This is a genomic window from Nesterenkonia maliinae (assembly GCF_051262655.1).
Lineage (GTDB): Bacteria > Actinomycetota > Actinomycetes > Actinomycetales > Micrococcaceae > Nesterenkonia.
This window is the reverse complement of sequence record NZ_JBIMEY010000006.1, coordinates 179,993-205,823: the sequence shown is the minus strand read 5'-3', so window position 1 is coordinate 205,823 and position 25,831 is coordinate 179,993. Positions and strand designations below refer to the sequence as shown.

20 protein-coding genes are annotated in these 25,831 nt (G+C 68.5%); 7 read left to right on the top strand and 13 right to left on the bottom strand.

What is annotated here, in order from left to right:
• Positions 1-131: 131 nt before the first annotated feature.
• From betT to ACHAA4_RS11900, 3 genes are read left to right on the top strand one after another with little or no spacing between them, the layout of a single operon-like run.
• Complete coding sequence (gene betT / locus ACHAA4_RS11910; RefSeq protein WP_435774387.1) at positions 132-2,276, top strand: choline BCCT transporter BetT; 2,145 nt, start codon at positions 132-134, stop codon at positions 2,274-2,276.
• A gap of 9 nt (positions 2,277-2,285) precedes the next feature.
• Complete coding sequence (locus ACHAA4_RS11905; RefSeq protein WP_435774386.1) at positions 2,286-3,779, top strand: aldehyde dehydrogenase family protein; 1,494 nt, start codon at positions 2,286-2,288, stop codon at positions 3,777-3,779.
• A 9-nt stretch (positions 3,780-3,788) separates the two neighbouring features.
• Entirely contained in the window at positions 3,789-5,345 is a 1,557-nt protein-coding gene (locus ACHAA4_RS11900) for a GMC family oxidoreductase (protein ID WP_435774385.1), read from the top strand.
• Between the two features lie 128 nt (positions 5,346-5,473).
• On the opposite strand, the gene ACHAA4_RS11895 is transcribed toward ACHAA4_RS11900, so the two are convergent.
• The gene (locus ACHAA4_RS11895) at positions 5,474-6,235 is read right to left on the bottom strand and encodes a histidine phosphatase family protein (protein WP_435774384.1); all 762 of its coding nucleotides are present in this window, start codon (positions 6,233-6,235) and stop codon (positions 5,474-5,476) included.
• A gap of 158 nt (positions 6,236-6,393) precedes the next feature.
• Here ACHAA4_RS11895 and ACHAA4_RS11890 point away from each other — a divergent pair, with 158 nt between their 5' ends.
• On the top strand, positions 6,394-7,629 hold the full coding sequence (locus tag ACHAA4_RS11890; protein ID WP_435774383.1) for a DNA recombination protein RmuC: 1,236 nt from the start codon (positions 6,394-6,396) through the stop codon (positions 7,627-7,629).
• Positions 7,630-7,639: 10 nt separating this feature from the next.
• Here the strand turns inward: ACHAA4_RS11890 and ACHAA4_RS11885 are convergent, their stop codons facing one another.
• The 5 genes from ACHAA4_RS11885 to ACHAA4_RS11865 form a co-directional block, all read right to left on the bottom strand.
• Positions 7,640-9,301 carry an SLC13 family permease gene (locus ACHAA4_RS11885; RefSeq protein ID WP_435774382.1) on the bottom strand — a complete coding sequence of 554 codons (1,662 nt, stop codon included), beginning with the start codon at positions 9,299-9,301 and terminating at the stop codon, positions 7,640-7,642.
• A 184-nt stretch (positions 9,302-9,485) separates the two neighbouring features.
• Positions 9,486-10,673: an MFS transporter gene (locus ACHAA4_RS11880; protein ID WP_435774381.1), complete on the bottom strand. Its 1,188-nt coding sequence runs from the start codon at positions 10,671-10,673 to the stop codon at positions 9,486-9,488.
• A complete protein-coding gene (locus ACHAA4_RS11875; protein ID WP_435774380.1) occupies positions 10,670-11,434 on the bottom strand; it encodes a TSUP family transporter in 765 nt (254 codons plus the stop codon). The genes ACHAA4_RS11880 and ACHAA4_RS11875 overlap by 4 nt, the downstream gene beginning before the upstream one ends.
• Before the next feature lie 106 nt (positions 11,435-11,540).
• A complete protein-coding gene (locus tag ACHAA4_RS11870; protein ID WP_435774379.1) occupies positions 11,541-12,665 on the bottom strand; it encodes a 4-hydroxy-3-methylbut-2-enyl diphosphate reductase in 1,125 nt (374 codons plus the stop codon).
• A 121-nt stretch (positions 12,666-12,786) separates the two neighbouring features.
• Entirely contained in the window at positions 12,787-13,719 is a 933-nt protein-coding gene (locus ACHAA4_RS11865; protein WP_435774378.1) for a hypothetical protein, read from the bottom strand.
• A 95-nt stretch (positions 13,720-13,814) separates the two neighbouring features.
• Here ACHAA4_RS11865 and xseA point away from each other — a divergent pair, with 95 nt between their 5' ends.
• Complete coding sequence (gene xseA, locus ACHAA4_RS11860) at positions 13,815-15,143, top strand: exodeoxyribonuclease VII large subunit (protein ID WP_435774377.1); 1,329 nt, start codon at positions 13,815-13,817, stop codon at positions 15,141-15,143.
• Positions 15,140-15,415, top strand: coding sequence for an exodeoxyribonuclease VII small subunit (locus tag ACHAA4_RS11855; protein WP_435774376.1), 276 nt, complete (start codon positions 15,140-15,142; stop codon positions 15,413-15,415). Before xseA ends, ACHAA4_RS11855 begins: the two co-directional genes overlap by 4 nt.
• 62 nt (positions 15,416-15,477) lie before the next feature.
• Here ACHAA4_RS11855 and ACHAA4_RS11850 read toward each other — a convergent pair whose 3' ends face one another.
• The 3 genes from ACHAA4_RS11850 to ACHAA4_RS11840 form a co-directional block, all read right to left on the bottom strand.
• Positions 15,478-16,716, bottom strand: a complete 1,239-nt coding sequence (locus tag ACHAA4_RS11850) for a pyridoxal phosphate-dependent aminotransferase (protein WP_435774404.1) — start codon at positions 16,714-16,716, stop codon at positions 15,478-15,480.
• Positions 16,717-16,883: 167 nt separating this feature from the next.
• A complete protein-coding gene (locus ACHAA4_RS11845) occupies positions 16,884-18,122 on the bottom strand; it encodes a pyridoxal phosphate-dependent aminotransferase (protein WP_435774375.1) in 1,239 nt (412 codons plus the stop codon).
• Positions 18,123-18,224: 102 nt separating this feature from the next.
• The gene (locus ACHAA4_RS11840) at positions 18,225-19,187 is read right to left on the bottom strand and encodes a glycine betaine ABC transporter substrate-binding protein (RefSeq protein ID WP_435774374.1); all 963 of its coding nucleotides are present in this window, start codon (positions 19,185-19,187) and stop codon (positions 18,225-18,227) included.
• A 46-nt stretch (positions 19,188-19,233) separates the two neighbouring features.
• Between ACHAA4_RS11840 and ACHAA4_RS11835 the strand changes: the two genes are divergently transcribed.
• On the top strand, positions 19,234-20,973 hold the full coding sequence (locus ACHAA4_RS11835; RefSeq protein ID WP_435774373.1) for a tetratricopeptide repeat protein: 1,740 nt from the start codon (positions 19,234-19,236) through the stop codon (positions 20,971-20,973).
• A gap of 106 nt (positions 20,974-21,079) precedes the next feature.
• Here the strand turns inward: ACHAA4_RS11835 and ACHAA4_RS11830 are convergent, their stop codons facing one another.
• Genes ACHAA4_RS11830 through ACHAA4_RS11815 form a run of 4 tightly spaced genes read right to left on the bottom strand, consistent with a single transcriptional unit; the run spans position 21,080 to position 25,830 of the window.
• Positions 21,080-22,354, bottom strand: a complete 1,275-nt coding sequence (locus ACHAA4_RS11830) for a phosphotransferase (protein WP_435774372.1) — start codon at positions 22,352-22,354, stop codon at positions 21,080-21,082.
• Between the two features lie 11 nt (positions 22,355-22,365).
• Positions 22,366-23,457 (bottom strand): hypothetical protein, encoded by a 1,092-nt coding sequence (locus ACHAA4_RS11825; protein ID WP_435774371.1) that lies wholly within the window; start codon positions 23,455-23,457, stop codon positions 22,366-22,368.
• A 16-nt stretch (positions 23,458-23,473) separates the two neighbouring features.
• Positions 23,474-24,130 carry a GNAT family N-acetyltransferase gene (locus ACHAA4_RS11820; protein WP_435774370.1) on the bottom strand — a complete coding sequence of 219 codons (657 nt, stop codon included), beginning with the start codon at positions 24,128-24,130 and terminating at the stop codon, positions 23,474-23,476.
• Complete coding sequence (locus ACHAA4_RS11815) at positions 24,127-25,830, bottom strand: DUF885 domain-containing protein (RefSeq protein ID WP_435774369.1); 1,704 nt, start codon at positions 25,828-25,830, stop codon at positions 24,127-24,129. Before ACHAA4_RS11815 ends, ACHAA4_RS11820 begins: the two co-directional genes overlap by 4 nt.
• Position 25,831 lies beyond the last annotated feature (1 nt).

Genomic DNA, 25,831 nt, shown 5'->3' with positions numbered 1-25,831 from the left:
ATTCGGATCACATCTACCACACCTTCGTGTCCCGGACGCGGTCAACCCGTGTCTAAGATGCCTGAGGCTCAATCACTCGAACCTATTGATACACAAGCGCACTCACTCAGCACCGGAAGGAACATAATTTCATGGCATCGGCCACGCACGACGTCCCCAGTGACGTCCCGAGCGATGTCCAGGGGGACGGCTCGTCAGGGACTCCTGCACGCTCGAAAGTGAATCTGCCGGTCTTCATCGGCTCCGCGGCGATCATCATCGCCTTCACCCTGTGGGCCTGGCTCGCACCGGACACCGCTTACACCACGCTGGAAGCCGTCTTCCTCTGGATCGGCGCGAACCTCGGCTGGTACTACATCCTCACCGCCGGCATCGTGGTGGTCTTCGTCCTGATCGTCGCGTTCTCCCGCGTGGGACGCACCAAGATGGGACCAGATCACTCCACGCCGAAGTACAACCTCTTCACCTGGACCGCGATGCTCTTCGCCGCGGGCATCGGTGTGGACCTGATGTTCTTCGCGATCTCGGGACCCGCCACGAACCTCACCACCGCCCCCGGCAATGAGGCCGGCTCCTCAGGCGCCACCGAGATGGCAGTGCTGTGGACCCTCTTCCACTATGGGATCCCCGGCTGGGCGATGTACGCGCTGATGGGCATGGCCTTCGGCCTCTTCGCCTACCGCTACCACCTCCCGCTCAGCATCCGCAGCGCGCTCTACCCGATCATCGGCAAGCGCGCCCAGGGCGCCACCGGCGACGGCATCGAGATCGCCGCCGTGATCGGTACCATCTTCGGCATCGCCACCAGCCTGGGCATCGGCGTGGTCTTCCTCAACTACGGCCTGGAATGGCTCTTCGGGATCGAGCAGGGCACCGGCGCGCAGATCGGGCTGATCGTGCTCGCGGTGATCGTCGTGATCTTCTCCTCCGTCTCCGGGGTGGACAAGGGCATCCGCCGGCTGGCCGAGCTCAACGTGGTCTTCGCCGTCGTCCTGCTGCTCTACGTGCTGATCGCCGGCGAGACCACCTTCCTGCTCAACGGGCTGGTCAAGAACATCGGCGACTTCGCCGCCTTCTTCCCCTCGATGCTGCTGGACACCTTCGCCTACAACCCGCCAGAGGGTCAGTGGCTCGAATGGTGGACGCTGTTCTTCTGGGCCTGGTGGATCGCCTGGGCCCCCTTCGTGGGCCTCTTCCTGGCCCGCATCTCCCGCGGCCGCACCCTGCGCCAGTTCGTGGTCGGCACGCTGATCATCCCCTTCGGCTTCATCCTGCTGTGGATCTCGATCTTCGGCAACGGCGCGATCTGGGAGTTCCTCAGCGGCAACACCGAGTTCATCACCGCCGCGGTGGAGAACCCCGAAGCCAGCTACTACCTGCTCCTGGAGCAGTACCCCGGCGCCACCTTCACCATCGGACTCTCCGTGATCACCGGCCTGCTGTTCTACATCACCTCCGCCGACTCCGGCGCCCTGGTGATGGCGAACTTCACCTCCAAGTCGCTCAGCGCCTCCGACGACGGCGCCCCCTGGCTCCGCGTGTTCTGGGCCCTGGCCACCGGTGCGCTGACCCTGGCGGTGCTGATGCTCGACGGGGTCTACACCCTGCAGATGGCCACCGTGATCATCGGACTGCCGTTCTCGGTGGTGATGTACCTGCTCATGGTGGGCGTCTGGCGCGCCCTGCAGATGGAGCGGTATAACCGCGAATCCAGGGAGGCCACCCTGCCCTGGATGGTCTCTGAGCGCAGCCAGGACTCCGGCGAGCGCGGCGGGCTGAGCTGGCGCCGTCGGCTTGCCCGCGGCATGCACTTCCCCTCCGCCAAGCAGGCCACCGAGTTCATCGAGACGGTCGCGGCACCGGCCGTGGAAGACGTCGCTTCCGAGCTGCGCGACCAGGGCGCGGAGATCAGCTGCGAGCGCGGCCTGGTGCCCGACACCGGGCTTCCGCACATCGATCTGCATGTCTACTTCGGCGAGCAGACCGAGTTCAAGTACCAGGTCTACCCGGTGGCGTACTCGGTGCCGAGCTTCGCGCGCAGCATGCGCCCGACCGAGGAGACCTACTACCGTGTAGAGACGTTCTCGGCCACCGGATCGGAGGGCCATGACCTCATGGGTTACACCCGAGAGCAGGTCATCGCCGATGTCCTGGACTCCTACGAGCGTCATCTGACCTTCCTGACCATGAGCGAAGAGGGCGGACAGTCCTCCTCGCTGCACACCGGCAGCAACATCCCAGACGACTGGGACCACGACCGCACCAACGGAAGCTGAGGAGCACATATGAGCACAGCAGAGCAGGCCTCCACGCTGTTCATCGACGGAGAATGGGTTCCCGCCCAGTCCGGCGAGACCCGCACCATCCACTGTCCTGCGGACGGCTCCGAGGTGGGTGTGGTCTCCGAAGCCGGCGAGGCCGACACCCTCGCCGCGATCGCCGCAGCCCGCAAGGCCTTCGACTCCCACGTCTGGGCCGACACCCCTGCCGCTGAGCGCGGGGCCTTCGTGCTCGCCGTGGCCGATGCCATCGAGGCGCGCAAGGACGAGTTCGCCCGGGCCGAAGCGCTGGACACCGGCAAGCGGTTCGTCGAGGCGCAGATCGACATGGACGACATCATCGCCTGCTACCGGCACTTCGGGAAGCTCGCCGACGCCGAGTCGGGCCGCCTGGTCGACGCCGGGGACCCCACCGTGATCTCCCGGGTCGTCTATGAGCCCGTCGGCGTCGTCGGGATGATCACCCCGTGGAACTATCCGCTGCTGCAGGCGGCCTGGAAGATGGCCCCCGCCCTGGCCGCGGGCAACAGCTTCATCCTCAAGCCCGCGGAGCTGACCCCGCACACCGGCATGCTGATCATGGACGTCTATGACTCCCTGGGCCTGCCCGCCGGTGTGGCGAACCTGATCACCGGCGCCGGCGCCACCGCGGGTGCGCCGCTGTCCTCCCACCCTGACGTGGACATGGTCTCCTTCACCGGAGGCGTGGTCACCGGACGCAAGATCGCCGCCACCGCCGCAGAGACTGTGAAGAAGGTCGCCCTGGAGCTTGGCGGCAAGAACCCGAACGTGGTCTTCGCCGACGCCGACTTCGACGCCGCGGTGGACAACGCGCTCAACGCCGGCTTCGTGGACTCCGGGCTGGTCTGCTCCGCAGGCACCCGGTTGATCATCGAGGAGTCCATCAAGGAGAAGTTCGTCACCGAGCTGGTCCGCCGCGCGGAGCACATTCGGATGGGCGGGCCCTTCGAGGAGGCCGCCGAGACCGGACCGCTGATCTCCGCCGAGCACCGCCAGAAGGTCTATGACTACACCCAGCGCGGCATCGAGGAGGGCGCCACGCTGCGCACCGGACACCACTTCGGCGGCGAGGAGCACCGCAACGGGTACTTCTACGCCCCCACGGTGCTCGATGACGTCGAGCGCGGCATGTCCGTGGTCCTGGAGGAGGGCTTCGGCCCGGTGATCACCGTGGAGACCTTCACCACCGAGGCCGAGGCCATCGAGACCGCGAACGACACCATATACGGACTGGCCGGAGCGGTCTGGACCTCGGACCGGGGCACTGCGCACCGGGTGTCCTCGCGCCTTCGCCACGGCACCATCTGGATCAACGACTACCACCCCTACCTGCCGCAGGCGGAGTGGGGCGGCTTCAAGCAGTCCGGCGTCGGCCGCGAGCTGGGCCACATGGGTCTGGACGAGTACCGCGAGGCCAAGCACATCTACGAGAACACCGAGCCCGCCGTCACCGGCTGGTTCAGCATGCCCGAGAAATAAGGAGACCCCGTGGAGAACACCACTTTTGACTACGTCGTGATCGGCGGCGGCTCAGGCGGCGCGGCCGTCGCCGCCCGCCTGTCCGAGGACCCCGACGTGACGGTGGCCCTGCTCGAGGCAGGACCCACCGACGCGGACAAGCCAGAGATCCTGCAGCTCAACCGCTGGATGGAGCTGCTGGAGTCCGGCTACGACTGGGACTACCTGATCGAGCCCCAGGAGAACGGCAACTCCTTCATGCGCCACGCCCGCGCCAAGGTGCTCGGCGGCTGCTCCTCGCACAACTCCTGCATCGCCTTCTGGGCGCTGCGCGAGGACATGGACGAATGGGAGGCTCAGGGAGCCGTCGGCTGGAACGCCGAGTCCACCTACCCGATCTTCCAGCGGCTGGAGACCAATGACGCCCCCGGCGATCATCACGGCCGCAGCGGACCGGTGAACCTGATGACCATCCCGCCGAAGGACCCCTGCGGCGTGGCACTGCTGGACGCCTGTGAGGAAGAGGGCATCCCGCGGGTGCAGTTCAACACCGGTGAGACCGTGCTCAAGGGCGCGAACTTCTTCCAGGTGAACCGGAAGGAGGACGGGACCCGGTCGTCGTCGTCGGTCTCCTACCTGCACCCGATCCTGGAGCGACCCAACCTGAGCATCCTCACTGACACCTGGGTGCGCGAGATCATCTTCGAGGGCGACCGCGCGGTCGGCGTGGACGCGGTCAACAACGCGTTCGGCCGGGCCGACCGGATCAGTGCCACCAAGGAGATCGTGCTCTCGGCCGGGGCGATCGACTCCCCGAAGCTGCTGATGCTCTCCGGGATCGGCCCGGCGCAGCACCTGGCCGAGTTCGGCATCGAGGCCCGCGTGGACTCCCCCGGCGTGGGCGAGCACCTGCAGGACCACCCCGAGGCGGTCATCGCCTGGGAAGCCAAGCAGCCCATGGTGGAGGACTCCTACCAGTGGTGGGAGATCGGAATCTTCTCGGCCACCCGTGAGGGCCTGGACCGTCCAGACCTGATGATGCACTACGGCTCGGTGCCCTTCGACATGCACACCCTGCGCCAGGGCTACCCCAGCGCGGACAACACCTTCTGCCTGACCCCCAACGTCACGCACGCGAAGTCACGCGGGACGGTGCGGCTGCGCTCCAAGGACTACCGGGACAAGCCCAAGGTGGATCCGCGCTACTTCACCGACCCGGAGGGTCACGACATGCGTGTGGCCGTGGAGGGCATCAAGCTGGCCCGCCAGATCGCCGCCCAGCCGGCCATGGCTGACTGGGCCGGACGGGAGCTCTTCCCCGGTCAGGAGACGCAGACCGATGAGGACCTCGCCGACTACGTCACCCGCACGCACAACACGGTCTACCACCCGGCCGGTTCCGTGCGGATGGGCGCCGACGACGACGCGATGTCACCGGTGGACTCCCAGCTGCGGGTCAAGGGCGTCCAGGGGCTGCGCGTGGCCGACGCCTCGGTCATGCCGGAGCTGACCACGGTGAACCCGAACATCACCACCATGATGATCGGTGAGCGCTGCGCGGACCTGATCAAGGCGGCCAACGCCTAGGTCTAGTTCGCTGGCCCGGGTTCCGCCGGGCACCCCGCCTCGAGTGGGCGATTTGAGGGAGGTTCTCGGCCTTAGAGGTCGGGATAGTCCCTTGAATCGCCCACTCGATGCGTTTCCGGCGCTGCTGTTCAGATGGCGGGAGTGCTCAGCCCGGGGTTCAGCAGCTCCGGGGAGAGGTTGATCAGACGCAGCCGCGCGTGATCGGCAATCTGGGCATCGGTGAGCTCGCGGATCGCACGGGCCTCGGCGTCGTCGTCGTGCTCCTCGTCAAGCCCCGCGTTGGGCAGCGAGGAGGAGACCGAACCCGAGGTCAGCGGAATGTCGAGCACGGTGACCGCGGCCGGGGTCAGCGGGATGAACTGACGCCGATCCAGCAGCCCGAGCCCCTCGAAGAGCACCCGCAGCGCAGCGCCATGGGAGACGACGACGGCGGTGCGCACTTCGAAGCTGAGGTCGGCCGAGGCGGTGGGAGCGATCTCTGCGGTCGAACGCACGATGTCGCTGAAGGCGCGCGTCATCCGGGACTGCAGATCCGCGTGCGCCTCTCCCCCGGCCGGGGTGTAGCTCCCGGCGCGCCAGCCCTCGAAGTTCTCCGGCTCGGCGTCACGGATCTCTGCCGCGAAGGCGCCCTCCCACTCCCCCAGGTTTTGCTCACGCAGCTCGTCCCAGATCTGGGGCTGAAGGTCGAGGCCGAACTCGGCGAAGGTCTGCTGGGTCCGCACCAGGCTGGAGACATGAGCCTGTGCCGGGTTCTGCGCGCGGACGAATGCACCGGTGGTCTGCGCCTGTAGCTTTCCGGAGTCGGCGAGCGAGATGTCCGAATGCCCCTGGAGACGGTGGGTCTTGTTCCAATCGGTCTCTCCGTGGCGGACGAGCAGGATTCGGATCATCGGGGCTCCTCTGGTTCTGGCGGGCCGCGCCGTACGCGGCGCGAGTTCTCTGCTGCAACCCTATGTCAGCGGGCTCGGCGGTGCGCAGGTCACCCCTGATGCCGGCGTCGATGTCTGCCGCCGGGTCACGCTCCATGTCCCAGTCCACGTCCGCGTCCATGTCACTGCCCAGTGGCATGCTGGGTGGTATGACCCTCGTGTACTTCCTCAGCGGACTTCTCCTCGGCGTGCTGGGCAGCTGGCTGGTGCTCTTCCTGCTTCGCCGCGGCACCGATGACGCCGGCCAGCTGCGCGGCCAGCTGGAGAGCTCCCACCAGGCGCTCACCAGCGTGCAGGCGGAGCTTGCTGGGACCCAGCAGCAGCTCAGTCTGGCGCAGGGCCGGCTCTGGGAGCTGGAGCGCCGTCGTGAGGAGGACTCCGAGGCGGCCCGGGAGCGCGAGACGCTGGTGGAGATGCTGCACCCGGTGCGCCAGGGCGTCACCGAGATGCACCGCCGGGTCCAGGAGCTGGAGACCGAGCGGGCCGCCCAGCACTCCCGGCTCTCCCAGCAGCTGACCTCTGCCGCGGAGACCGATGCGCGGATCATCGAATCCACCCAGGCGCTGCTCGGGAGTCTGCACTCGACCTCGGCGCGTGGACACTGGGGCGAGGTGCAGCTGCGCCGGGTCGTGGAGTCCGCCGGGATGCTGCCCCATGTGGACTTCACCGAGCAGCACAGCGGCCGCGGCGCCGACGGGCAGCTGCTGATCCCGGACATGGTGGTGCACCTGCCCGGAGGGCGCCAGCTCGTGCTCGACGCGAAGGCGCCGCTGAACCCCACCGACCCGAAGGCCCAGGCCAAGGCGCTGCGCTTCCGGGTCGATGAGCTCGCGAAGAAGCGCTACTGGGAGGCCGTGGACCTCTCCCCCGATGTGGTCTTCTGCTTCGTCCCGGCCGAGTCGCTGCTCTCCGCGGCGATGGAGGCGGACCCGATGCTGCTCGATGACGCGCTCTCCAAAGGCGTCACCCTGGTCTCCCCCGCCTCGCTGCTGGCCTCGCTGAAGGCGGTCTCCGCGGCCTGGCGGCAGGAGCGGCTGGCGCAGAACATCCGCGAGGTCGTGGATCACTCACGGGATCTCTACCGTCGGCTGGCCAAGATGAGCGAGCATCTCGCCCGGACCGGGGACCGGCTTCGGCAGGCGGTGACGGCGTACAACGGGTTGATCGGCAACATCGAACGCCAGGTGCTGCCCAAGGTGGAGGCGATGAGCCGTCTGGAGGTCAGCGAGCCCACCGCGACCTCCACGGAGGGGCTGCTCGAGGATCTCGGCGAGACGCTGAGCGCCACCACCGTGAACACCGAGGTCAACCCGCTCGGCCCCCGGCTGGAGGCCGAACGCAGCCAGGGGCAGTGAGCGTCTGGCGTTACAGGGTCAGACCAAAGACCCAGACCAGAATGGTCATCGAGACCGCCGTGATGATGACGACGCCGGCGACGTTGAGCCAGATGCCGCCCTTGATCATCTGACCGATGGTCACGTACCCCGAACCGTAGGCGATCGCGTTCGGAGGGGTGGCCACAGGCAGCATGAACGCGCAGGTCGCGGCCAGCGCGACCGGGGCGGCGAGAATCAGCGGATCGACTCCGGTGCCCATCGCGACGCCGGAGGCCACGGGAAGGAAGGTGGCCGCCGTCGCCGTGTTCGAGGTCATCTCGGTGAGCAGCAGGATGCCGAGTGCTGCGACGAGCACCAGCACCCAGACCGGGATCCCTGCCAGGCCTTCGACCTGCGTGCCGAGCCAGGCGGAGAGTCCGGAGTTGCCGAACTGTGCCGAGAGCGCCAGGCCGCCGCCGAAGAGCAGCAGCACGCCCCAGGGCAGCTTCGCGGCGTACTCCCAGTCCAGCAGACGTACGCCCTTGGCGGCTCCTCCGGGGAGCAGGAACAGCAGCAGGCCGACGATCATCGCGATCCCGGCGTCGGAGATGAACGGGTCCTCCATGCCGAGCAGGTTCGTAGAGATCAGGGGGATGAAGACCCAGGAGAGCGCGGCGAGCACGAAGATGATCAGCACGCGAAGCTCCGCGGCGGACATCGGGCCGAGCTTGCGCAGCTCCTCGCGGATCAGATCGCCGCCACCGGGGATGTCATCGATCTCGGGCTTGAACAACACCCGAGTCAGCAGGACCCAGGCGATGACGAGCATCACGATCGAGATCGGGACACCGACGAGCATCCACTGGCCGAAGCCGATGGTGAGGTCGTGGTTGGCCGCCATATGACCGGCCAGCAGCGCATTGGGTGGGGTGCCGATGATGGTGCCCAGGGAACCGATGGACGCGGCGTAGGCGATGCCGAGCATCAGGGCAGTCCCGAAGTTGGACTTCAGCGCGACGTTGGTCTCCTCCTCGCCGGCATCCTTCGCCGTCTCGGGATCCTCACCCTTCATGATCTTGCTGACCAGCATCAGCACCGAGACGCCGATGGGCAGCATCATCACGGCGGTAGCGGTGTTGGAGACCCACATGGAGAGGAACCCGGTGGCGATCATGAAGCCGGCGATCAGGTTCACCGGCTTCGAGCCCATGGCGCGCAGGGTCATCAGCGCGATCCGGCGGTGCAGGTTCCAGCGCTGCATGGCCAGAGCCAGCATGAAGCCGCCCATGAACAGGAAGATGATGTTGCTGCCATAGCTCGCACCGACGTCGTCCACGGAGACTCCGCCCACGGCCTCTTCGGCGCTGCCGAAGTCCCCTGCAGGGACCAGCAACGGGAAGATGATCAGCGGGAGCAAGGCCGTGGCCGGGATCGGGATCGCCTCGGTCATCCACCAGACGGCCATCAGCACGGCGGTGGCGGCGGTCAGCCGGGGCCAGACCTCCATGTCACCGGGCATCACGAAGTAGACCAGCAGCGCCAGGACCACGCCGCCGATGAGGCCGATCATCCGTCGGATCAGCGCCGGACGGTCAAGGCCCTCCGCGCGAGCACCGACTGAGAGCTGTTCAGACTCCGCCTTTGACTGCGTACGGGGATCGTATTTCTTCAGGTGGTCACCTGAGACACGGGAACGCGGAGGCGTCGTCATTGCCGGTACTCCTGCTGGTGGGGTGCAAAGGGGCGCGCTGTCTGGTGACAGGGCTCACAGAGTCTACGGGGGCTCCAGACATGTTGCCACTTTGAACTTCAGAAGATGACGTCGGCACAGCCTGGGCCGCATCGTGAGCCTGTGCAGCGTGTTCAACCTGGCGAGGACAGCCAGTCTCTGGGAGTCAGTCTCTGGGCAGGACCACGGCGGCCAGCACCGTGGCGAGTCCGGCGAGCCCGAGCACCATCAGCACCGTCCCGGACCAGCCGGCCACGTGCAGCGCGGTTCCGCCGAGGTAGCCGAAGATCGAGGAGCCTCCGTAGTAGCCCAGGTTGTACAGCGACGCGGACTGCGCTCGGCCGGCCGTGGCGGCCGCGCCCACCCAGCCAGAGGCCACCGCATGAGCGGCGAAGAACCCCGCGGTGAGCACCACGGTGCCCAGGATGATCACGGCCAGATGCGGCACCAGGGTCAGTGCGACGCCGAGGATCATGATCAGGTTGCCTGCGAGCAGCACCGGCTTGCGCGAGTAGCGTGCCGCCAGTCGTCCGGCGCGCGGTGAGGACCAGGTGCCGGCGAGATAGGCCAGGAAGACGAGCGACGCGATCCACAGCGGGATCGAATACGGCGGCGCGGAGAGGTGGAAGCCGAGGAAGTTGTACATCGCCACGAATCCGCCCATGGTGAGGAATCCCTGAAGGTAGAGGGTCCACAGCGTGGGCGAACGCAGGTTCCCGGTCAGCGCCGGCATGATCTCGCGCACCGGGACCCTCCGCGGGGTGAAGTTCTGGGCGGTCGGCGCCAGGCGCAGGAACACCAGCACGCAGGCCACCGCGATCAGCGTCACGGTGAGCATGCCGATCTTCCAGCCCAGCTGCTCCCCCACGGGAGCCGCCACGATGCGCCCGGTCAGTCCTCCCAGCGAGGTCCCGGAGATGTAGGTGCCTGCCGCAGCCACCGCGATCTTGGGGCTGACCTCCTCGTTGAGGTAGGCCACGGCCAGGGCCGGCACCCCGCCCAGCATGAACCCCTCGATGAAGCGCATCAGCAGGGCGAGCTCGAAGCCTTGGGCGGCGAACAGGGCGGGCATGAGCACTGCCAGGATCCCGAAGAAGCAGGCGAGGCTGATGGCCCAGATCATGGCCTTCTTCCGCCCGTGGGCGTCGCCGATATAGGACCAGGGGATCACCCCGAGCGCGAGCCCGAGGGTGGCGGCGGAGATCATCAGCGCCGCCTGGTCGGCGGAGACCTCCTGCTCGGCAGCGATCAGCGGCAGCAGGCCCTGCGGCGAGTAGAGCTGGGCGAAGGTCGCCACCCCGATGAAGAACAGCGCGATGAGCAGTCGCCGACTGTGTGCGCTCTGGGCAGTCACGCCAGCACGTCCAGAGTGCCGCGGATGATCGCGCCGGCCCCGCCGAGTCCGGCCAGCGTCATCGCCACGGTCCTTGCGGTGGGGATGGACACGCGTTTGGCGAGCTGGGTGCCGAGCAGGATGCCGACGATCACGGTCACCACGATGACCGGGAAGAGCCAGCCCAGCGGCGGCCCCGCGTGCTCGTTGACCTCGACCGAGCCCATCAGCAGCTTGGTGATCACCGAGACCGCGCCCATCGTCATGAAGATCGGCTGCAGGGTCGCCGCGAAGCTGCGATGGTCCCAGCGCGAGATCCGGGAGTAGATGACCAGCACCGGTCCGGCGACCCCGGAGGTGGTGTTGAAGAATCCGCCCAGCAGCCCGGCGAAGAGTCCCGCCCCGCGGCCGGGAAGGTGCGGCAGCGTCGGCAGCGCGAAGGTCACCAGCAGCGCAAAGACCACGATGCCGCCGACGATGATCGAGAGCCACCCGGCGCTGAGCTGCCCGACCACCCAGGCTCCTGGGATCGCGCCGAGCACCGAGGCGGGCATGATCAGCCAGAAGCGTCGCCAGTTGATATGCGCCCACACCGCGATCATGATCAGGCCGCCAGAGACGAACGTGGTCATATTGGTGACCAGCACGCCGAAGGCCGGGCCCAGCAGGATTGAGAGCACCGGGGCGACCACCAGGCCGACACCGGTCCCGGAGACCCGTTGGAGGATGGTGCCGATAAACACCGCGGCCGCGATCATCGCAGTCATGCCCAGCACCGTCATGGAGTCATCGTATGTCAGCCCAGGTCATGCCCACGTCACGCGAGGCGTCACCCGGTCGGGCTGGATCCGCCCGGCATCCCTGGCCGCAGGATCGGGGGCCAGTGGCTCAGCTGGTGGAGCAGGCGCTGGACTTGCGGCCGCCGCGGCCGACGTCGTCGTGTCCTGCCTGGGTGAGCGCCTTGCGGATCTCCTTGGGCAGCGAGAACACGATGTCCTCCTGGGCGGTGACGACTTCCTCGACCTGCCCGTAGCCGTAGTCGGCGAGCAGCCGCAGGACGTCATCGACCAGGACCTCGGGCACGGAGGCGCCGGAGGTGACCCCGATGGTGGCGGCGTCCTGGAACCAGGCCTCGTCGACCTGGTTGGCGTAGTCCACCCGCTCGGCACGGGCTGCACCGTATTCCTTGGCGACCTCTTTGAGCCGGACGGAGTTCGAGGAGTTCTCGGAGCCGACCACGATCACCAGATCCGACTGCGGCGCGACCTTCTTGATCGCGGCCTGCCGGTTCGAGGTGGCGTAGCAGATGTCGTCCGAGGGCGGATCCTGCAGCTTGGGGAAGCGCTCGCGCAGCTTCTGCACGGTCTCCATGGTCTCGTCCACCGAGAGGGTGGTCTGTGAGAGCCAGATCAGCTGATCTGGGTTGCGCACCTGGAGATCGTCGACCTCCCAGGGTCCGTTGACGATCGTGGTGTTCTCCGGCGCCTCGCCGTAGGTGCCCTCGACCTCTTCGTGGCCTTCGTGCCCGATCAGCAGGATCTCGTAGTCATCCCGCGCGAAGCGCACGGCTTCGCGGTGGACCTTGGTGACCAGCGGGCAGGTCGCGTCGATGGTCTGCAGGTTCCGGCTCTCGGCCAGGTCCTTGACCGCCGGAGAGACTCCGTGGGCGGAGAAGACGAGCATGGCGCCCTCGGGCACCTCATCAGCCTCTTCGACGAAGATCACGCCCTTCTCCTGAAGGGTCTCGACCACGTGGCGGTTGTGCACGATCTCTTTGCGCACGTAGATCGGCGCGCCGTAGGTGTCCAGCGCCTTCTCCACGGCGATCACGGCCCGGTCCACCCCGGCACAGTAGCCGCGCGGCGCCGCGAGCAGCACCTTGCGCGGACCGGTGAAGGTGGACTCTGCGGCCACTTCCTCGGGGCTGCGGCGCCGGCGGGGCACCATCGGCATGGGGACAGCGATGTGCTGTCGCCGGGCCGGAGCGTCGGGGGCGGTGGCAGTGGAAGTCATGCGCCCGAGTCTACCGGCGGGTACCTGGGGCCGTCACACCATGTCCCCGGTTGACGCCGTGAGCGCAAGCCGGCTCACACCGTCGCGGACTGCCTGCTGGGCCGCCCTGTCTGCCGCGCGCTCAGCGGTCGACGGCTCGGTGCGGACTCTGCCGTCGGCTGCTCCGGGCGGCCACGCTGCCAAGCAGCCCGACGACGACGACGGCGCCCGCCGCCCCGCTGAAGATCCACCAGGCCGGCTGGGCCCACTCGGTGAAACGTGCCTGGACATGGGTCGCCAGCGCCGCGTTGGCCTCACCGGCCACCGCGCCGAACTCCGGAGCGGAGATCGCGAAGACGCCCAGGAGCCCCAGACCCACGGCGAGCAGGCCGCCGAGGGTCAGCGCCACCCACCGGCTGCGACCCGGCCCCAGGAGCAGTCCCAGCACAGCCAGCACCCCGGCGGAGACGGCGAGCACCAGCCAATGTCTGCTCACCTCCGCCAGCAGCGCCCAGGTATAGGGGTCTGCGCCCTCACCGAGGGTGGCTTCGATGTCCACCACCAGCTCCGGCGCGAGGAACTCGAAGCTGGAGGTGTCCACGAAGGGCAGCCAGCCCAGCGCGGCGTCCAGGCCCTCACGCAGCGGCTCCGTCATGGCTTCCGACATGGGACTCAGATCCACCGGGAGGTCCAGGTCGCCGGCGTCACCGGTGGTCCCCTGCTCGAACAGGGTCTCCAGCTGTGCGGTGTAGTCGGCCCGGGTCCCCTGCAGGGTCTCGTCCCAGGCCGCGTCGACACCGTCGTTCTCCAGCATCGAATCGACGATGGAGTCCACCGTGGAGTCGGCCGCATCGCCGAGCAGATTCGTGAGGCCCCCGGGAAGCTCAGACTCCAGCTCGGTCATCAGGGTCTCAGAGACCAGCGCACTGAACCCCTCCTGCTCCGGAAGGTCCCCGGCGATCTGCGTGATGGGTTCCTGCTCCCGCAGCAGCTGGTTGATCTGGAACCCTGCCAGCGCCGTCGCGGCGAGCACGGCGGCGAGCAGCAGCGAGATCACACTGAGCACCTGGCGCATGTGGGGAACTCCTTCATCCATGTCAGTCCGGTGGCATAGGCTGTAAGCACCATAGCGAACCTTCCGGGGAGACCGTCGATGATCGAGGGCAGGACATGAGCGAGCCGGCACAGGCGCAGGACACTTCGGCGGAGACGCCGTGGCCGCTGAGCACCTACTCCGGAAAGCTCAAGGCCCACATCGAAGCCGCACCGCCCACCTGGGTCGAGGGCCAGCTGGTGGAGTTCAACCTGCGCAACGGCAACGCCTGGATGACCCTGCGGGATCTGGAGCAGGAGGTGTCCTTCTCCACGGTGGCCTGGCGCGCGGTGGCCGGCAGCCTCAACGGCACCGTCCAGCCTGGATCCCGCGTCGTCGCCCTGGTGAAGCCGAACCTGTACGAGAAGTCCGGTCGGCTGTCCCTGGTGGCCCAGCAGATGAAGCCCGTGGGGCTCGGCGACCTGCTGGCCCGGATCGAGCAGCTCAAGCAGCGCCTGGCCGCAGAGGGTCTGTTCCGGGTCGATCGGAAGAAGCCGCTGCCGGTGCTGCCGCTGCGGATCGGACTGATCACCGGGCGGAACTCCGACGCCTTGAAGGACATCCTGCGCAACACCCACGCCCGCTGGGCCGCCGCCCAGTTCGAGATCCGTGAGGTCGCGACCCAGGGACCCACCGCACCCCAGGAGGTCGCGGCGGCACTGGCGCAGCTCGACGCGGACCCGGACGTGGAGGTCATCGTGATCGCTCGCGGCGGCGGCGCCCTGGAGGAGGTCGTGCTGCCGTTCTCGGACGAGCGGCTGATCCGCGCCGTGGCCGCCGCGCACACCCCGGTGGTCTCGGCGATCGGCCATGAGGCGGACCGCCCGCTGCTCGACGAGGTCGCCGACATGCGCGCCTCCACCCCCACCGGTGCGGCGAAGCTGCTGGTGGTCGACGAGGCCCAGGAGCGCGATCAGCTCACCCACGCACGGGAGCGCATGTCCGCCGGCGTCGAACGGCTCATCGGCCGGGAGACGGAATGGCTGACCACGCTGCGCTCCCGCCCGGTGCTCGCCCAGCCCCAGGACATGATCACCGGACGCGCTCAGGAGCTGCTGATGCTGCGCCGTCGCTCGCTCTTCGGCATGGAGACCGCGGTGCGCCGCGGCACCGACTGGGTCGCGCAGACCCGGGCTCGGGTCCGGTCGCTCTCCCCGCAGTCCACCCTCGACCGCGGATACGCGGTGGTGCAGACCCAGGCCGATGCGCGCTGGGACGTGCTGCGCGATGCCGCCACGGTGTCCCCCGGGGACCCGCTGAGCATCATGGTCGCCTCCGGCGAGCTGACCGCCCGCGCCGAAGAGATCTACCCCGAGGACCGCGGTGCCGCCCCTGCGGGGCAGGCCTCCTCGGCAGATGAAACATCAGAGACCGCACAGACCCAGAATCGAGAGGCAGCGCCATGAGCGAAGACGCCAGCACCACACAGACCCAGACCACGAGGTCCACCGAGTTCAGCACCGCGCAGACCGAAGACATCGAGACCATGAGCTACGAGCGGGCCCGCGAAGAGCTCATCTCAGTGGTGACCAAGCTCGAGACCGGCGGCGCCCCGCTGGAGGAGTCACTGGCCCTGTGGCAGCGCGGGGAAGCACTGGCCGACCGGTGCGAGCGGTGGCTCGACGGCGCGCGGACCCGCCTTGAAGAGGTCCGCGTGGAGCTGACCGAGGACCGCTAGGGCCGCCGCGCCGTCACACGCCGCTGGCGAGGACGACCCCGCCAGCGACGGGTTCGAGCGGCTCAGGCGCGGGTCGCGGCGTCGCGGTAGTCCGCGAGGAACTCCGCGATCCCGGCGATGGCGTGCTCGAGATCTTCCACGCCGGGCAGGGTCACCAGCCGGAAGTGGTTGTCGTCGATCCAGTTGAACGCCCGCCCGTGAGAGACCAGGATCTTCTGCTGACGCAGCAGCTCGATGACGAACTTCTCGTCGTTCTCGATGGGGTAGATCTCCGGGTCCAGCCGCGGGAAGAGGTAGAGCGCGCCGTCGGCCTGATGCACCTGGACCCCCTCGATCTCACGAAGCAGCCGGTACGCGGTCTCGCGCTGTTCGAAGAGTCGCCCGCCCGGATCGATCAGGTCCTGGATGGACTGGTGTCCGCCCAGGGCAGCCTGGATCGCGTGTTGGGCCGGCACGTTGGCGCACATGCGCATGTTCATCAGAAGGGTCAGCCCCTCCATGTAGTTCTTCGCCCGGTGGGTCGGCCCGGAGACGAAGATCCACCCGGAGCGGAAGCCGGCCACGCGCCAGGTCTTGGAGAGCCCGGAGAAGGTGATCGTGAAGACATCGTCGGAGAGCGTGCAGGCGTTGACCATCTCGGCGTCGTCGAAGGTGATGTTCTCGTAGATCTCATCCGAGAGCAGCATCAGGTTGTGCCGCCGGCAGATGTCGACCATCGCCTCGAGGATCTCCCGCGGGTAGACCGCACCGGTGGGATTGTTCGGGTTGATGATGACCAGAGCCTTGGTCCGGTCGGTCACCTTCGACTCGATCTCGGCAGGGTCCGGCCACCAGCTGTTGTCCTCATCGCAGATGTAGTGCACTGCCCGGCCGCCGGCCAGGGTCGTCGCGCCGGTCCAGAGCGGGTAGTCCGGAGCGGGGATGAGCACCTCGTCTCCGGGCGCCAACAGCGCCTGGAGCACCATCGAGATCAGCTCGGAGACCCCGTTGCCGAGATAGATGTCCGCGGGATCCGCCTCGGTCATCCCACGCGCCTGGTAGTACTGGGCGACGGCGATCCGTGCGGAGTAGATGCCCTGGGAGTCCGAGTAGCCCTGGGCGTCGTGGAGGTTGCTGATCATCGCCATCCGGATCGAGTCCGGCGCCTCGAAGCCGAAGGGCGCGGGGTTGCCGATGTTCAGCCGGGTGATCGCGTGACCTTCACGCTCCAGCCGGGCGGCCTCCTGCGCGATCGGTCCACGCACGTCGTACCGGACGTCCTGAAGCTTGGGCGACTGGGTGAAGTCTTCGAATTCCTGCATCCTGGAGTTACGCACTGTCCTATCCTGCACCTTCCGAGGTGTGAAAGCCCCTGTCGTTTCACATGCTGAACGTCGCACCGTACGGTCGCGTTGCGTTTCGCGCGCGAATCCTGCGGCGCACGGTTCCGCACGGTTCCGCGCGGACGGAGCCTGGGCCCGCGCTGCGGTCAGGCTCGGGCGAACGCGTCGCGGTAGGAGGCGAGGAAGTCTGCGATTCCCGCGATGGCCTCTTCGAGCTCCTCCACCGGCGGCAGGGACACCAGCCGGAAGTGGTTGTCGTCGATCCAGTTGAACGCCCGGCCGTGGGAGACCAGGATCTTCTGCTGACGCAGCAGCTCCATCACGAAGGTCTCGTCGTTCTGGATCGGGTAGATCTTCGGGTCCAGCCGGGGGAAGAGGTAGAGCGCGCCGTCGGCCTGGTGGACGTCCACACCTTCGATCTCGGCAAGCAGCTTATGGGCGACGTTGCGCTGCTCATAGAGCCTGCCGCCGGGACGGATGAACTCCTCCACCGACTGATAACCGCCGAGCGCGGTCTGGATCGCATGCTGGGCCGGGACGTTGGGGCACATGCGCAGGTTCGACATCAGGTTCAGACCCTCGATGTAGTTCTTGGCCCGGTGCTTGGGTCCCGACATGTACAGCCAGCCCGAGCGGAAGCCCGCCACGCGCCAGGTCTTGGAGAGCCCGGAGAAGGTGATCGTGAAGACGTCGTCGGAGAGCGTGCACGCGTTGATCATCTCGGCGTCGTCGAAGGTGATCTTCTCGTAGATCTCGTCTGAAAGCAGGATCAGGTTGTGCCGCCGGGCGATGTCGACCATCGCCTCGAGGATCTCGCGCGGGTAGACCGCGCCGGTAGGGTTGTTCGGGTTGATCAGCACCAGAGCCTTGGTCCGGTCGGTCACCTTGGACTCGACCTCTTCCGGGTCCGGCCACCACTGGTTCTCCTCGTCACAGATGTAGTGCACGGCGCGCCCGCTGCACAAGGTGGTGATCGCCGTCCACAGTGGGTAGTCCGGGGCGGGGATGAGCACCTCGTCGCCGGGGTTGATCAGCGCCTGCAGCACCATGGTGATCAGCTCGGAGACGCCGTTGCCCAGGATCACATCGGAGACCTCGGCCTCGCGCATGCCGCGGGACTGGTAGTACTGGGCGACCGCGGTGCGCGCCGAGTAGATGCCCTGGGACTCGGAGTAGCCCTGGGAGCTGGGAAGGTTCTTGATCATGTCCACCAGGATCGAGTCCGGCGCGTCGAAGCCGAACGGCGCCATATTGCCGATGTTCAGCTTGGTGATCCGGTGTCCCGCTCGCTCGAGCCGTGCGGCTTCTACTGCGATGGGGCCGCGCACGTCGTACCGCACGTTGCGAAGCTTCTGGGCCTGTGTGAAGTCCTCGAATTCCTCCATGACCAGATTGTGCCTTATGCCGGACTCTGTGCCGGGACGTTACGACCACGAATCTTTTTCGGCGCGTTGCGCCACTCGGGGTGACCCCTGCTCAGCGCCTGCTCAGCCCCAGTCCTCGGGCTCCGCGACGAAGCCTTCCTGGACCAGCCAGTACTCGGCGGCCTCCTGCGGGCTCAGCCCCTGCTCGCCGTCGACCAGTCGGCGCAGCGTGACCAGGGCGTCCTCGTTCAGCGCCTGTGCCAGCTCCACGGCCACGCCGGGGACCTCCTCGGCGACCTCCGAGGAGACCACCGGGACGAACTGCTCCTGCGGGAAGGCGCGCTCGGCGTCGGTGAGTGCGATGAGCGCCTGCTCCTCGATGCCGGGGTGTGAGGTCGTGACGATCGCGGCGTCGAGCTCGGCGGTGATCACGGCGTTGATCAGGTCGGTCTCCCCCGCGACGACGATCTCGGCGGGCTCGCAGTCATAGACCTCGGCCAGCAGCGGCCTCGGCGCCGGAAGATCCGGGCGCACCCCGATGCGCAGCTCGTCGCAGGCCTCGGCGAAGGCGGGGTCATCCACCTCCCCCTCGGTGGCGATGTCGTTGAGCTCGGCGGTGATCGAGGTGATCACCAGGGAGCTGCCGAGCACCGCCGACGAGGGTTCCAACAGCTGCGCGTCCTCGTCGAGGCTGTCTTCTATCAGGCCGAGCAGCTCCGCCGAGCTGGGCTGCTCCAGCTCGCCGAAGGCCTCAGGGTCCAGCTCCCGGGCCAAGGCCATGGACCGGCCAATGACCAGATCGCTCTCGTCTGCGGTGACCGCGGCACCGGGGCCGCGATCTGAGTTCTCCACCACTGCGGGCGTGTTGCGGGAGTTCAGCGCCAGGGCGTAGACGTTAGCGATGGTCCGATCCAGCGGGTGCTCTCCGACGGCGATGGTCCAGGCGCGCTCCGCGGCGCTGCCGGTGGGCTCCTCCGCCGGCGGCGGGGGCGAACAGCCCGTCACCGCCAACACGGCGGCCGCGGTGACAGCGGTGATCCCCGAGACGCGGCGGGTACGCCGAGGCGCCACAGGGGAAAAAGTCATGAGCGTCATTCTACGACGGCGCCGGATCGGCGCTAGTCTGGTGGAGATGACGAGTCCGCTGATTCCGCGTCTGACGGCACTCCTCGAGGCCGCCGGTGGCACGACTGTGCCCGCCGCCGATGCCGCCGGATGGCTCGACCTCGCCTACGAGGGTGCCTACGGCGAACGCTACCGCTCGGCCGCCGAGGCCGCCGAAGCCGGTCTGAGCTCCCCCGGTGGAGACGATCCGGAGAACCGGCTGATGCTGCTGCGCATCCTCGCCGGCGTCCACGAGATGCGCGGAGACTCTGCCGCCGCCGCTCCGTTCATCGCTGCCCGGCTGAGCCTGCTGCGCGAGCTGGGCCGGTTCCGTCAGGCCCGGGTCGAAGCCGACCTCGGCGCGATGCTGCTGAGGGAACCCGATCGGGTCGAAGGGGAGATCCTCGCCCGGGTCGCGGAGGACCTGCGCGCCGAGGACCAGTCCTCCGGCCAGGTCTCCGTGGAGCTCGCCGATGTGCTCTCCTCCTTGGCGGTGCGCCGCCTCCAGGACGAGGGCCCCGAGCCCACCCTGCCGCTGGTGCAGGAGACCTGCACCATCCTGACTACTCTGGACCGGCCCGAGGCGCTGGCCGGGGCACGGATGTTCCTGGCCCATACCCTGCTGCTCTCCGGCGAGACCACTCAGGCGCTGAAGACTGCTGAGCTGGTGCTCGGCGCTCCGGCGAATCGCGCGGTGCACGGCGCGATGGCGATGCTGCAGGCCACGGTCCACCATCATGAAGACCGCAACCTCGCCGCCATCGAGTCCGCGCTGCGCTCGGTCGAGCTCTACGCCGCCGCCAGGGTGCGCAAGGGCGCCGCCTCAGCCGCCGCGCTGCTCGCGGGGCTGACCGGAGAAGAGGACGACGGCGAGGCCTCGGTCCTCGCCTGGCGGGTCGCTGTGCAGCAGGCCGAGCTCGGCGAGTTCCGCGAATCCAGGCTGCTGAGCCTGGCGCTGGGACAGCAGCTCCTGGAGCTGGACGACTACCCCGAGGCCGAGAAGGTCCTTGATGCGCTGTCAGTGCGACTGGGCGGATCCGAGGACGATCGCTCCACCCGGGCTCGGGCGCTGATGGGGCTCGGTCACGCGGTGACGCATCTGAAGCGCCCGTTGGAGGCGATGTCGCACTGGAACGAGGCGGCGGAGATCTTCAGCGAGATCGGTGAGACCGATGAGTCCGCTCGCGCCCACCTCGCCGCTGGTGCGCTGGCCGCCTCGCTGGAACGCCTCGAAGTGGCCCGCAGCCACTACGAACGTGGACTCGAGCTGGTGGAGCACAGCGAAGATCTGGACCCTCAGGTGCTGTTCCAGGCGTTGCATTCCCTGGGTCACCTGCTCACCCGCGCCGAGGACCAGACCGGGATCGCCCACCTGGACCGGGCGCTCACGCTGGCCCGAGAGCACGGCACCACCTGGCAGCGCGCCGACATCACCGATTCGCTGGCCCGCGGATGGACCGCCCTGGGCGACGGGACCAAGGCGGTGGCCGCTGGCCTGGAGGCCGCCGACCTCTTCACCGAGGCCGGAGACGAGGACTCCGCCGGGGACGCCGAGGTCTTCGCCGCAAAGGTCCTGCTGGAGATGGGGCGGGCCGACGAGGCCGAGGCCATCTTCCGGATGTCCACCGACGAGCGCGAGGCCAGCCCAACCCTGATGGCCGACGCGCTCGAGGGTCAGATCGAGGCTCTGATGCGCCAGGGCAAGGCCGAGGCGGCCGCCGACCTGCGCCGCAAGCTCACCCGGCTCAAGCGCCGCATGCGCAGCTGACCCCGGTCACCTGAGCCGGATCAGCCTCGCGGGCTCCTTCGCACTCTTCTTCGCCGCACCGTGCCGCGGAGGTCGAGCGCCACACAGGCCCCGGGTGTATGAGGTCCTAGCGCCTCGGCCACTGCGGCAGCGCCGGGTCCGGCGGGTGAAGACCCACCACGGCCTCGGCGCAGCTGAGTCGGTGCTCCGCCTGGGCCTGCCAATGCTGCCTGCGGGTGTCCCGCGCCCCGGCCACCAGTGACAGCGCCACCGACGCGGTGCGCACGCGCAGCGCCTGCGCATCCACGGTGGCCGAGAACCCGGCGGCGAAGCGCTGGAACGCGGCGGGGACATGGACGTAGCGGGCGTCCACGGCAGGCAGCACCGCGAGATGGCCCAGGAAGCAGGCCAGGTCGTCCACCCGGTGTCCGGGCCCCAGCGAGTCGACGTCGAGCAGCGCAGAGACCTCTCCCCCGCGCATCAACAGGTTCGCCTCATAGAAGTCCCCGTGGGTGGGGACCACGGGGCCTCGATCGGTCCTCGGCAGCGCGGCGCTGATGTGCTCGACCAGCGCGCGGATGCGGTCGGCGGCCTCGGGCAGCGCGGAGGTGGCTGCCGTGGCGTAGGCGGAGAGCCGGTCGGTCCAGGCTTCTCGGGCCGGCAGCGTCATCACCTCGGCCGGGAGCTTCTCGAGCAGCTCGATGAACTGCTCCGGCTCGGCACCGGCGGCGCCGTCGGCGAGGAAGTACTCGGCCAGGGACTCCCCTGTGCCCTCGCGCAGAGCGACGACATCGAGCACCGGCTCACGCACCGGCACGGCGGCGGGGATTCCAGCGTCGAGCAGCAGCTGATGGCGGGTGTGCAGCTGGTCGGCGCGACGGGCGCGCAGGACCTTCAGGAACAGTCGCGTGCCGTCGGCGAACTCTGCGGCGATCACCGCCCGGCGCAGCGGCCGGTAGCTGATGGTCTCCAGACTGACCAGGTCACGTCCCGCGCCCCAGACATTGCGGACCGAGTCGGGGTCGGTGGCGATGCGCAGCCCAGGCAGCGAGGGGTCCAGCGGGTGCTGCCAGATGGAGAGCCGGCCGTAGGGACTGTGGGACTGCACGACGCCGTCGGCGTCGGCGGGCACCGGTTCGGTGGTCATGCCCACGTAGAGCTCGTCCACATGGTCAGAGGTCTCGGTGTAGGCCCCGGCGGGTCCGCCCCGCGGCATCACCGGGCGCCCGGTCGCGACGCGGTAGACCCCGGTCACCCCGGCCCCCGGACGGTGCTGCAGGGACTCCAGGTGCACGCTGGTCGCGTAGACCCCCGTGTGTTGAATGGCCTCGGCGATCGGCGGATGCGCGTCGTAGGACTCCATGAACGCCAGCTGCCTGGCTTCCAGCTCTGCTGAGGTCATGCCTTTCGACATCAGGCGCGCCGGCGCTTGAGCACTTCGTCGAGGTTCATGGAGTCATGCTTCGGCACCTTGAGCTGCTCCGCCGCACGGTCCTGCTCGACCGACCCGTGGCCGGCGGCCGGGGTCTGCTCAGCCGGTGTCTGCTCTGCGGGAGGCTGCGGGTCCAGGAATCGGCGCTGGGTGAGCTTGACGTCGCCGCGCGGGGCAGGGGTCTGCGCCGTGAGCGCCTCGGGCTCGACCCGCTGCGCCTTGTCCAGCTCAAGGTACTTCGGGCGCGGGACGGCGCGCGGCTGCCAGGGACCGACCGGTTCGGCCGCCTCGCCGAGGACCGGGCCGGAGGCCTGCACCTCTGCTCCGAAGGTGCGCTCCAGGCCGACGGGGAGTCCGTCCTCGTCGACCTGCTGCAGCGAGTTCGGCCCGCCGGCTCCGCGGTCGTCGGAGCTGAGCGCGTCGAAGGGACCGGCGTGAGGCGGGTTCTCCCAGGGCGCGCTCTGCAGGGGGTTCATCGCTTCTTCGATGGCGGACTGCACACGGGCACGACGCTGGCTGCGCCGGCTCAGCACCGCCATGGTCCGCAGCGTCACCAGCGAGAGCAGGAAGATCCCGGCGGCGCTGAGCGGCACTGCGGCGGGCACGGCGGTCAGCGGGGCGAGGATCCCGGTGACCACGGCGGTCAGCAGCGCGAGGACTCCGAACAGCGCCACAAGGGTGCGGCCCCAGTGCAGGTGGAAATCGGATGGCCGGCGGGGTGAGCCGGCGACGCCGCGTGAAGAATCAGCGCCGCGTGGAGAATCAGTGGTGGAAGACATTGTCGCCCCTCGGTCGGTGTCGGGGTGGGCGGGGCTGCGGGCCGGCCGTGTCGAAGGTGCCGGGGGAGCCTGCTGGGGAGTTTCCTGCATGGCCGTAGCCGTGTCCTGGTGAGCGGGCTCGAGGTCCTCGAAGCTGCTGGCCTGGCGCTGTCCGCGCAGGACCAGGGTGCCCAGAAAGAGCACGGCGATCAGGGCGATGAGCGCGGAAGAGGGGATGGGCAGGCCCTGCACAGCGGAGAGGAATGCGCTCTCGGTGTGTTCCATGCCCAGCATCTCTGGCCCCCTGCCCTTCATGAAGTACAGAGTGAGCCTAACCGACACCGGATTGTGATCCGCGGCAACGCGCCACAAGCCCTTCGCCGATCTCTTCCCGGGTCAGCGCGAAACAGCGGTGATCGCGCCAGGCGCCGTGGATGTGCAGGAACCGCAGTCGCAGTCCCTCTTCACGGAACCCCAGCTTCTCCACGACCCGCAGGCTGGCGGCGTTCTCCGGGCGGACGGCGATCTCGACCCGGTGCAGAGTGCGTTCGAAGAAGAGATGGTCCACCGCGAGCGCCACTGCCATCGGGGTGATCCCCTGCCCGGCGTGTCCCTCATCGAGCCAGTAGCCCAGTGACGTGGTCCGCGCGGAGCCGCCGACGATCGGACCCACGGTGAGCTGCCCGACCAGCCGGGGCGCCTCGCCGGACGGGGTGAACCAGATCAGCCAGGGCAGGTGGGTGCCGGACCGCGCGCTGCGGTTCAGATTGCGGGCCATCTGCCGAAAGCTGGATGCCGAGTCGCGCGGATCAGGATCTTCAGGGGTGGTGGCGTCCCAGGGCTGCAGCCACTGGGTGTTCAGGACCCGCAGCGCCATGAAGCGGTGCTCGTCCTGGAGCGTGAGCGGTCGCAGCTCCACGCGCCCGGCGGGGGTCTGAACTGCGGGGCTCACCGGCCAGGCGTTGGTCCGACCGGAGAGCAGTCTCATGGCCGCATCGCGAATCGCAGCGTGTCCAGCCCGATCATGCCCAGGGCCAGCAGCTCGGTATGGAAGGCCCGAAGGTCGAAGGTCTCCCCTGCCTGGCGGGCCGCCGCCTCGCGCTCAGCGCGGATCTGCTCGAAGACCCGCTGACCAACCTTGTACGACGGCGCCTGGCCGGGCCAGCCGAGATAGCGGGTGAACTCGAAGTCCAGCTGCGCGGGCGAGATCGGGAGGTGGGCGCGAAGGAACTCCTTGCCCCGCTCAGGGGTCCAGGTCTGGCTCCCGAACTCGGCCGGAGCGTCGAAGCCGCAGTGGACCCCGATGTCGAATACCACCCGCGCCGCGCGCATCCGCTGCATGTCATACATCCCCATCAGGTCTCCGGGGTCGGCGAGGAAGCCCAGCTCGGCCATGAGCTGTTCGGCGTAGAGGGCCCAGCCCTCGGCGAAGCCCGAGACGAAGCTGCCGTGGCGGCGCCAGGAGTTCAGCCGGTCCTTCACCAGGGTGGCCGTGGCGATCTGCAGGTGATGCCCCGGGACGCCCTCGTGGTAGACGGTGGTGGTCTCGGTCCAGGTGGTGAAGCTCTCGTCCTCGGGCGGCACCGACCACCACATCCGGCCCGGCCGGGAGAAGTCGTCGCTGGGTCCGGTGTAGTAGACCCCGCCGTCCTGGGTCGGGGCGATCATGCACTCCAGGACGTCCATGGGGGCCGGGATGTCGAAGTGCACGTCCTTGAGCGCGGCGAGCGCCTCATCGGAGAGTCGCTGCATCCATTCCTGCAGCGCGGCGGTGCCGGAGAGCTGCCGGGCGGGATCCGCGTCGAGGATCGCCTTGGCCTCCTGGACGGAGGCGCCGGGCTTGATCTGCTGGGCTACAGCTTCCTGCGCCGCGACGAGCCGGGCGAGCTCCTCGAGCCCCCACCGGTAGGTCTCCTCGAGGTCCAGCGTGGTGCCGGTGAAGTACCGGCTCTGCAGGCTGTAGGCCTCGCGGCCCACCGCGTCGATCTCCGGCGCCTGGGGCAGCAGCTCCGTCTCGAGGCGCTGGGCCAGCACCCGGTACGCCTGCTGGGCGGCCTGGGTACCGGCGGCGAGCGCGTCCTGCGTGGCCGAGCTGACCTGTGCCTGCTGGCCGCTGATCAGGTAGCCGGCCAGCGCGCCGTCGTCGGTGGCATAGCTGCGGCACTGCTGCGCGACGGCCTCGACCTGGCGACGGGCGGGCACGTGACCCTGCTCGGCGGAGTGCACCAGGGAGGCCCAATATCCGTCCAGCGCGGCGGGCAGATTGCTCAGTCGTCCAGCGAGGTGGGTGAAGTCCTGCTCGGTCTGCGCGGGCATCAGCTCCAGGACCATCCGCACGCCCTGGGGCGGGGAGGCCAGGTTGTTCAGCTCGGTGCGCCCGGAGTCGTGCAGCGCCACGTCGAGTCCGATGCGTTCGGCCATCGCGTGCAGCGTCACCGCGTCGATGTCGTCCGCGGGCTGAAGCTGGGCCAGCCGGGTCAGCGTCTCACGCTGCAGCGCGGCGACCTCTTCACGACCGGTCGGCGAGTAGTCGGCGTACTCGGTCTCGACCCCCGGGCGGCCGAGCACCGTGGCCTCCTCCGGGTTCAGCGCGAGCAGCCGCTCGAAGTAGTCCTCGGCGAAGGCGTCCACCGCGGTGGGGGTGCGCGGTGCTGCAGGGTCAGTCGATTCAGCGGTGCTGCTGCTCATC

Coding starts and splice junctions, on each gene's coding strand:
- ACHAA4_RS11895 (WP_435774384.1), bottom strand. CDS start 6,235: ATGATCCGAATCCTGCTCGTCCGCCACGGAGAGACCGATTGGAACAAG.
- ACHAA4_RS11815 (WP_435774369.1), bottom strand. CDS start 25,830: ATGAGCAGCAGCACCGCTGAATCGACTGACCCTGCAGCACCGCGCACC.
- ACHAA4_RS11835 (WP_435774373.1), top strand. CDS start 19,234: ATGACGAGTCCGCTGATTCCGCGTCTGACGGCACTCCTCGAGGCCGCC.
- xseA (WP_435774377.1), top strand. CDS start 13,815: ATGAGCGAGCCGGCACAGGCGCAGGACACTTCGGCGGAGACGCCGTGG.
- ACHAA4_RS11855 (WP_435774376.1), top strand. CDS start 15,140: ATGAGCGAAGACGCCAGCACCACACAGACCCAGACCACGAGGTCCACC.
- ACHAA4_RS11845 (WP_435774375.1), bottom strand. CDS start 18,122: ATGGAGGAATTCGAGGACTTCACACAGGCCCAGAAGCTTCGCAACGTG.
- ACHAA4_RS11850 (WP_435774404.1), bottom strand. CDS start 16,716: ATGCAGGAATTCGAAGACTTCACCCAGTCGCCCAAGCTTCAGGACGTC.
- ACHAA4_RS11890 (WP_435774383.1), top strand. CDS start 6,394: ATGTCACTGCCCAGTGGCATGCTGGGTGGTATGACCCTCGTGTACTTC.
- ACHAA4_RS11905 (WP_435774386.1), top strand. CDS start 2,286: ATGAGCACAGCAGAGCAGGCCTCCACGCTGTTCATCGACGGAGAATGG.
- ACHAA4_RS11840 (WP_435774374.1), bottom strand. CDS start 19,187: ATGACTTTTTCCCCTGTGGCGCCTCGGCGTACCCGCCGCGTCTCGGGG.
- ACHAA4_RS11830 (WP_435774372.1), bottom strand. CDS start 22,354: ATGACCTCAGCAGAGCTGGAAGCCAGGCAGCTGGCGTTCATGGAGTCC.
- ACHAA4_RS11875 (WP_435774380.1), bottom strand. CDS start 11,434: ATGACGGTGCTGGGCATGACTGCGATGATCGCGGCCGCGGTGTTTATC.
- ACHAA4_RS11885 (WP_435774382.1), bottom strand. CDS start 9,301: ATGACGACGCCTCCGCGTTCCCGTGTCTCAGGTGACCACCTGAAGAAA.
- ACHAA4_RS11870 (WP_435774379.1), bottom strand. CDS start 12,665: ATGACTTCCACTGCCACCGCCCCCGACGCTCCGGCCCGGCGACAGCAC.
- ACHAA4_RS11865 (WP_435774378.1), bottom strand. CDS start 13,719: ATGCGCCAGGTGCTCAGTGTGATCTCGCTGCTGCTCGCCGCCGTGCTC.
- ACHAA4_RS11825 (WP_435774371.1), bottom strand. CDS start 23,457: ATGAAGGGCAGGGGGCCAGAGATGCTGGGCATGGAACACACCGAGAGC.
- ACHAA4_RS11820 (WP_435774370.1), bottom strand. CDS start 24,130: ATGAGACTGCTCTCCGGTCGGACCAACGCCTGGCCGGTGAGCCCCGCA.
- betT (WP_435774387.1), top strand. CDS start 132: ATGGCATCGGCCACGCACGACGTCCCCAGTGACGTCCCGAGCGATGTC.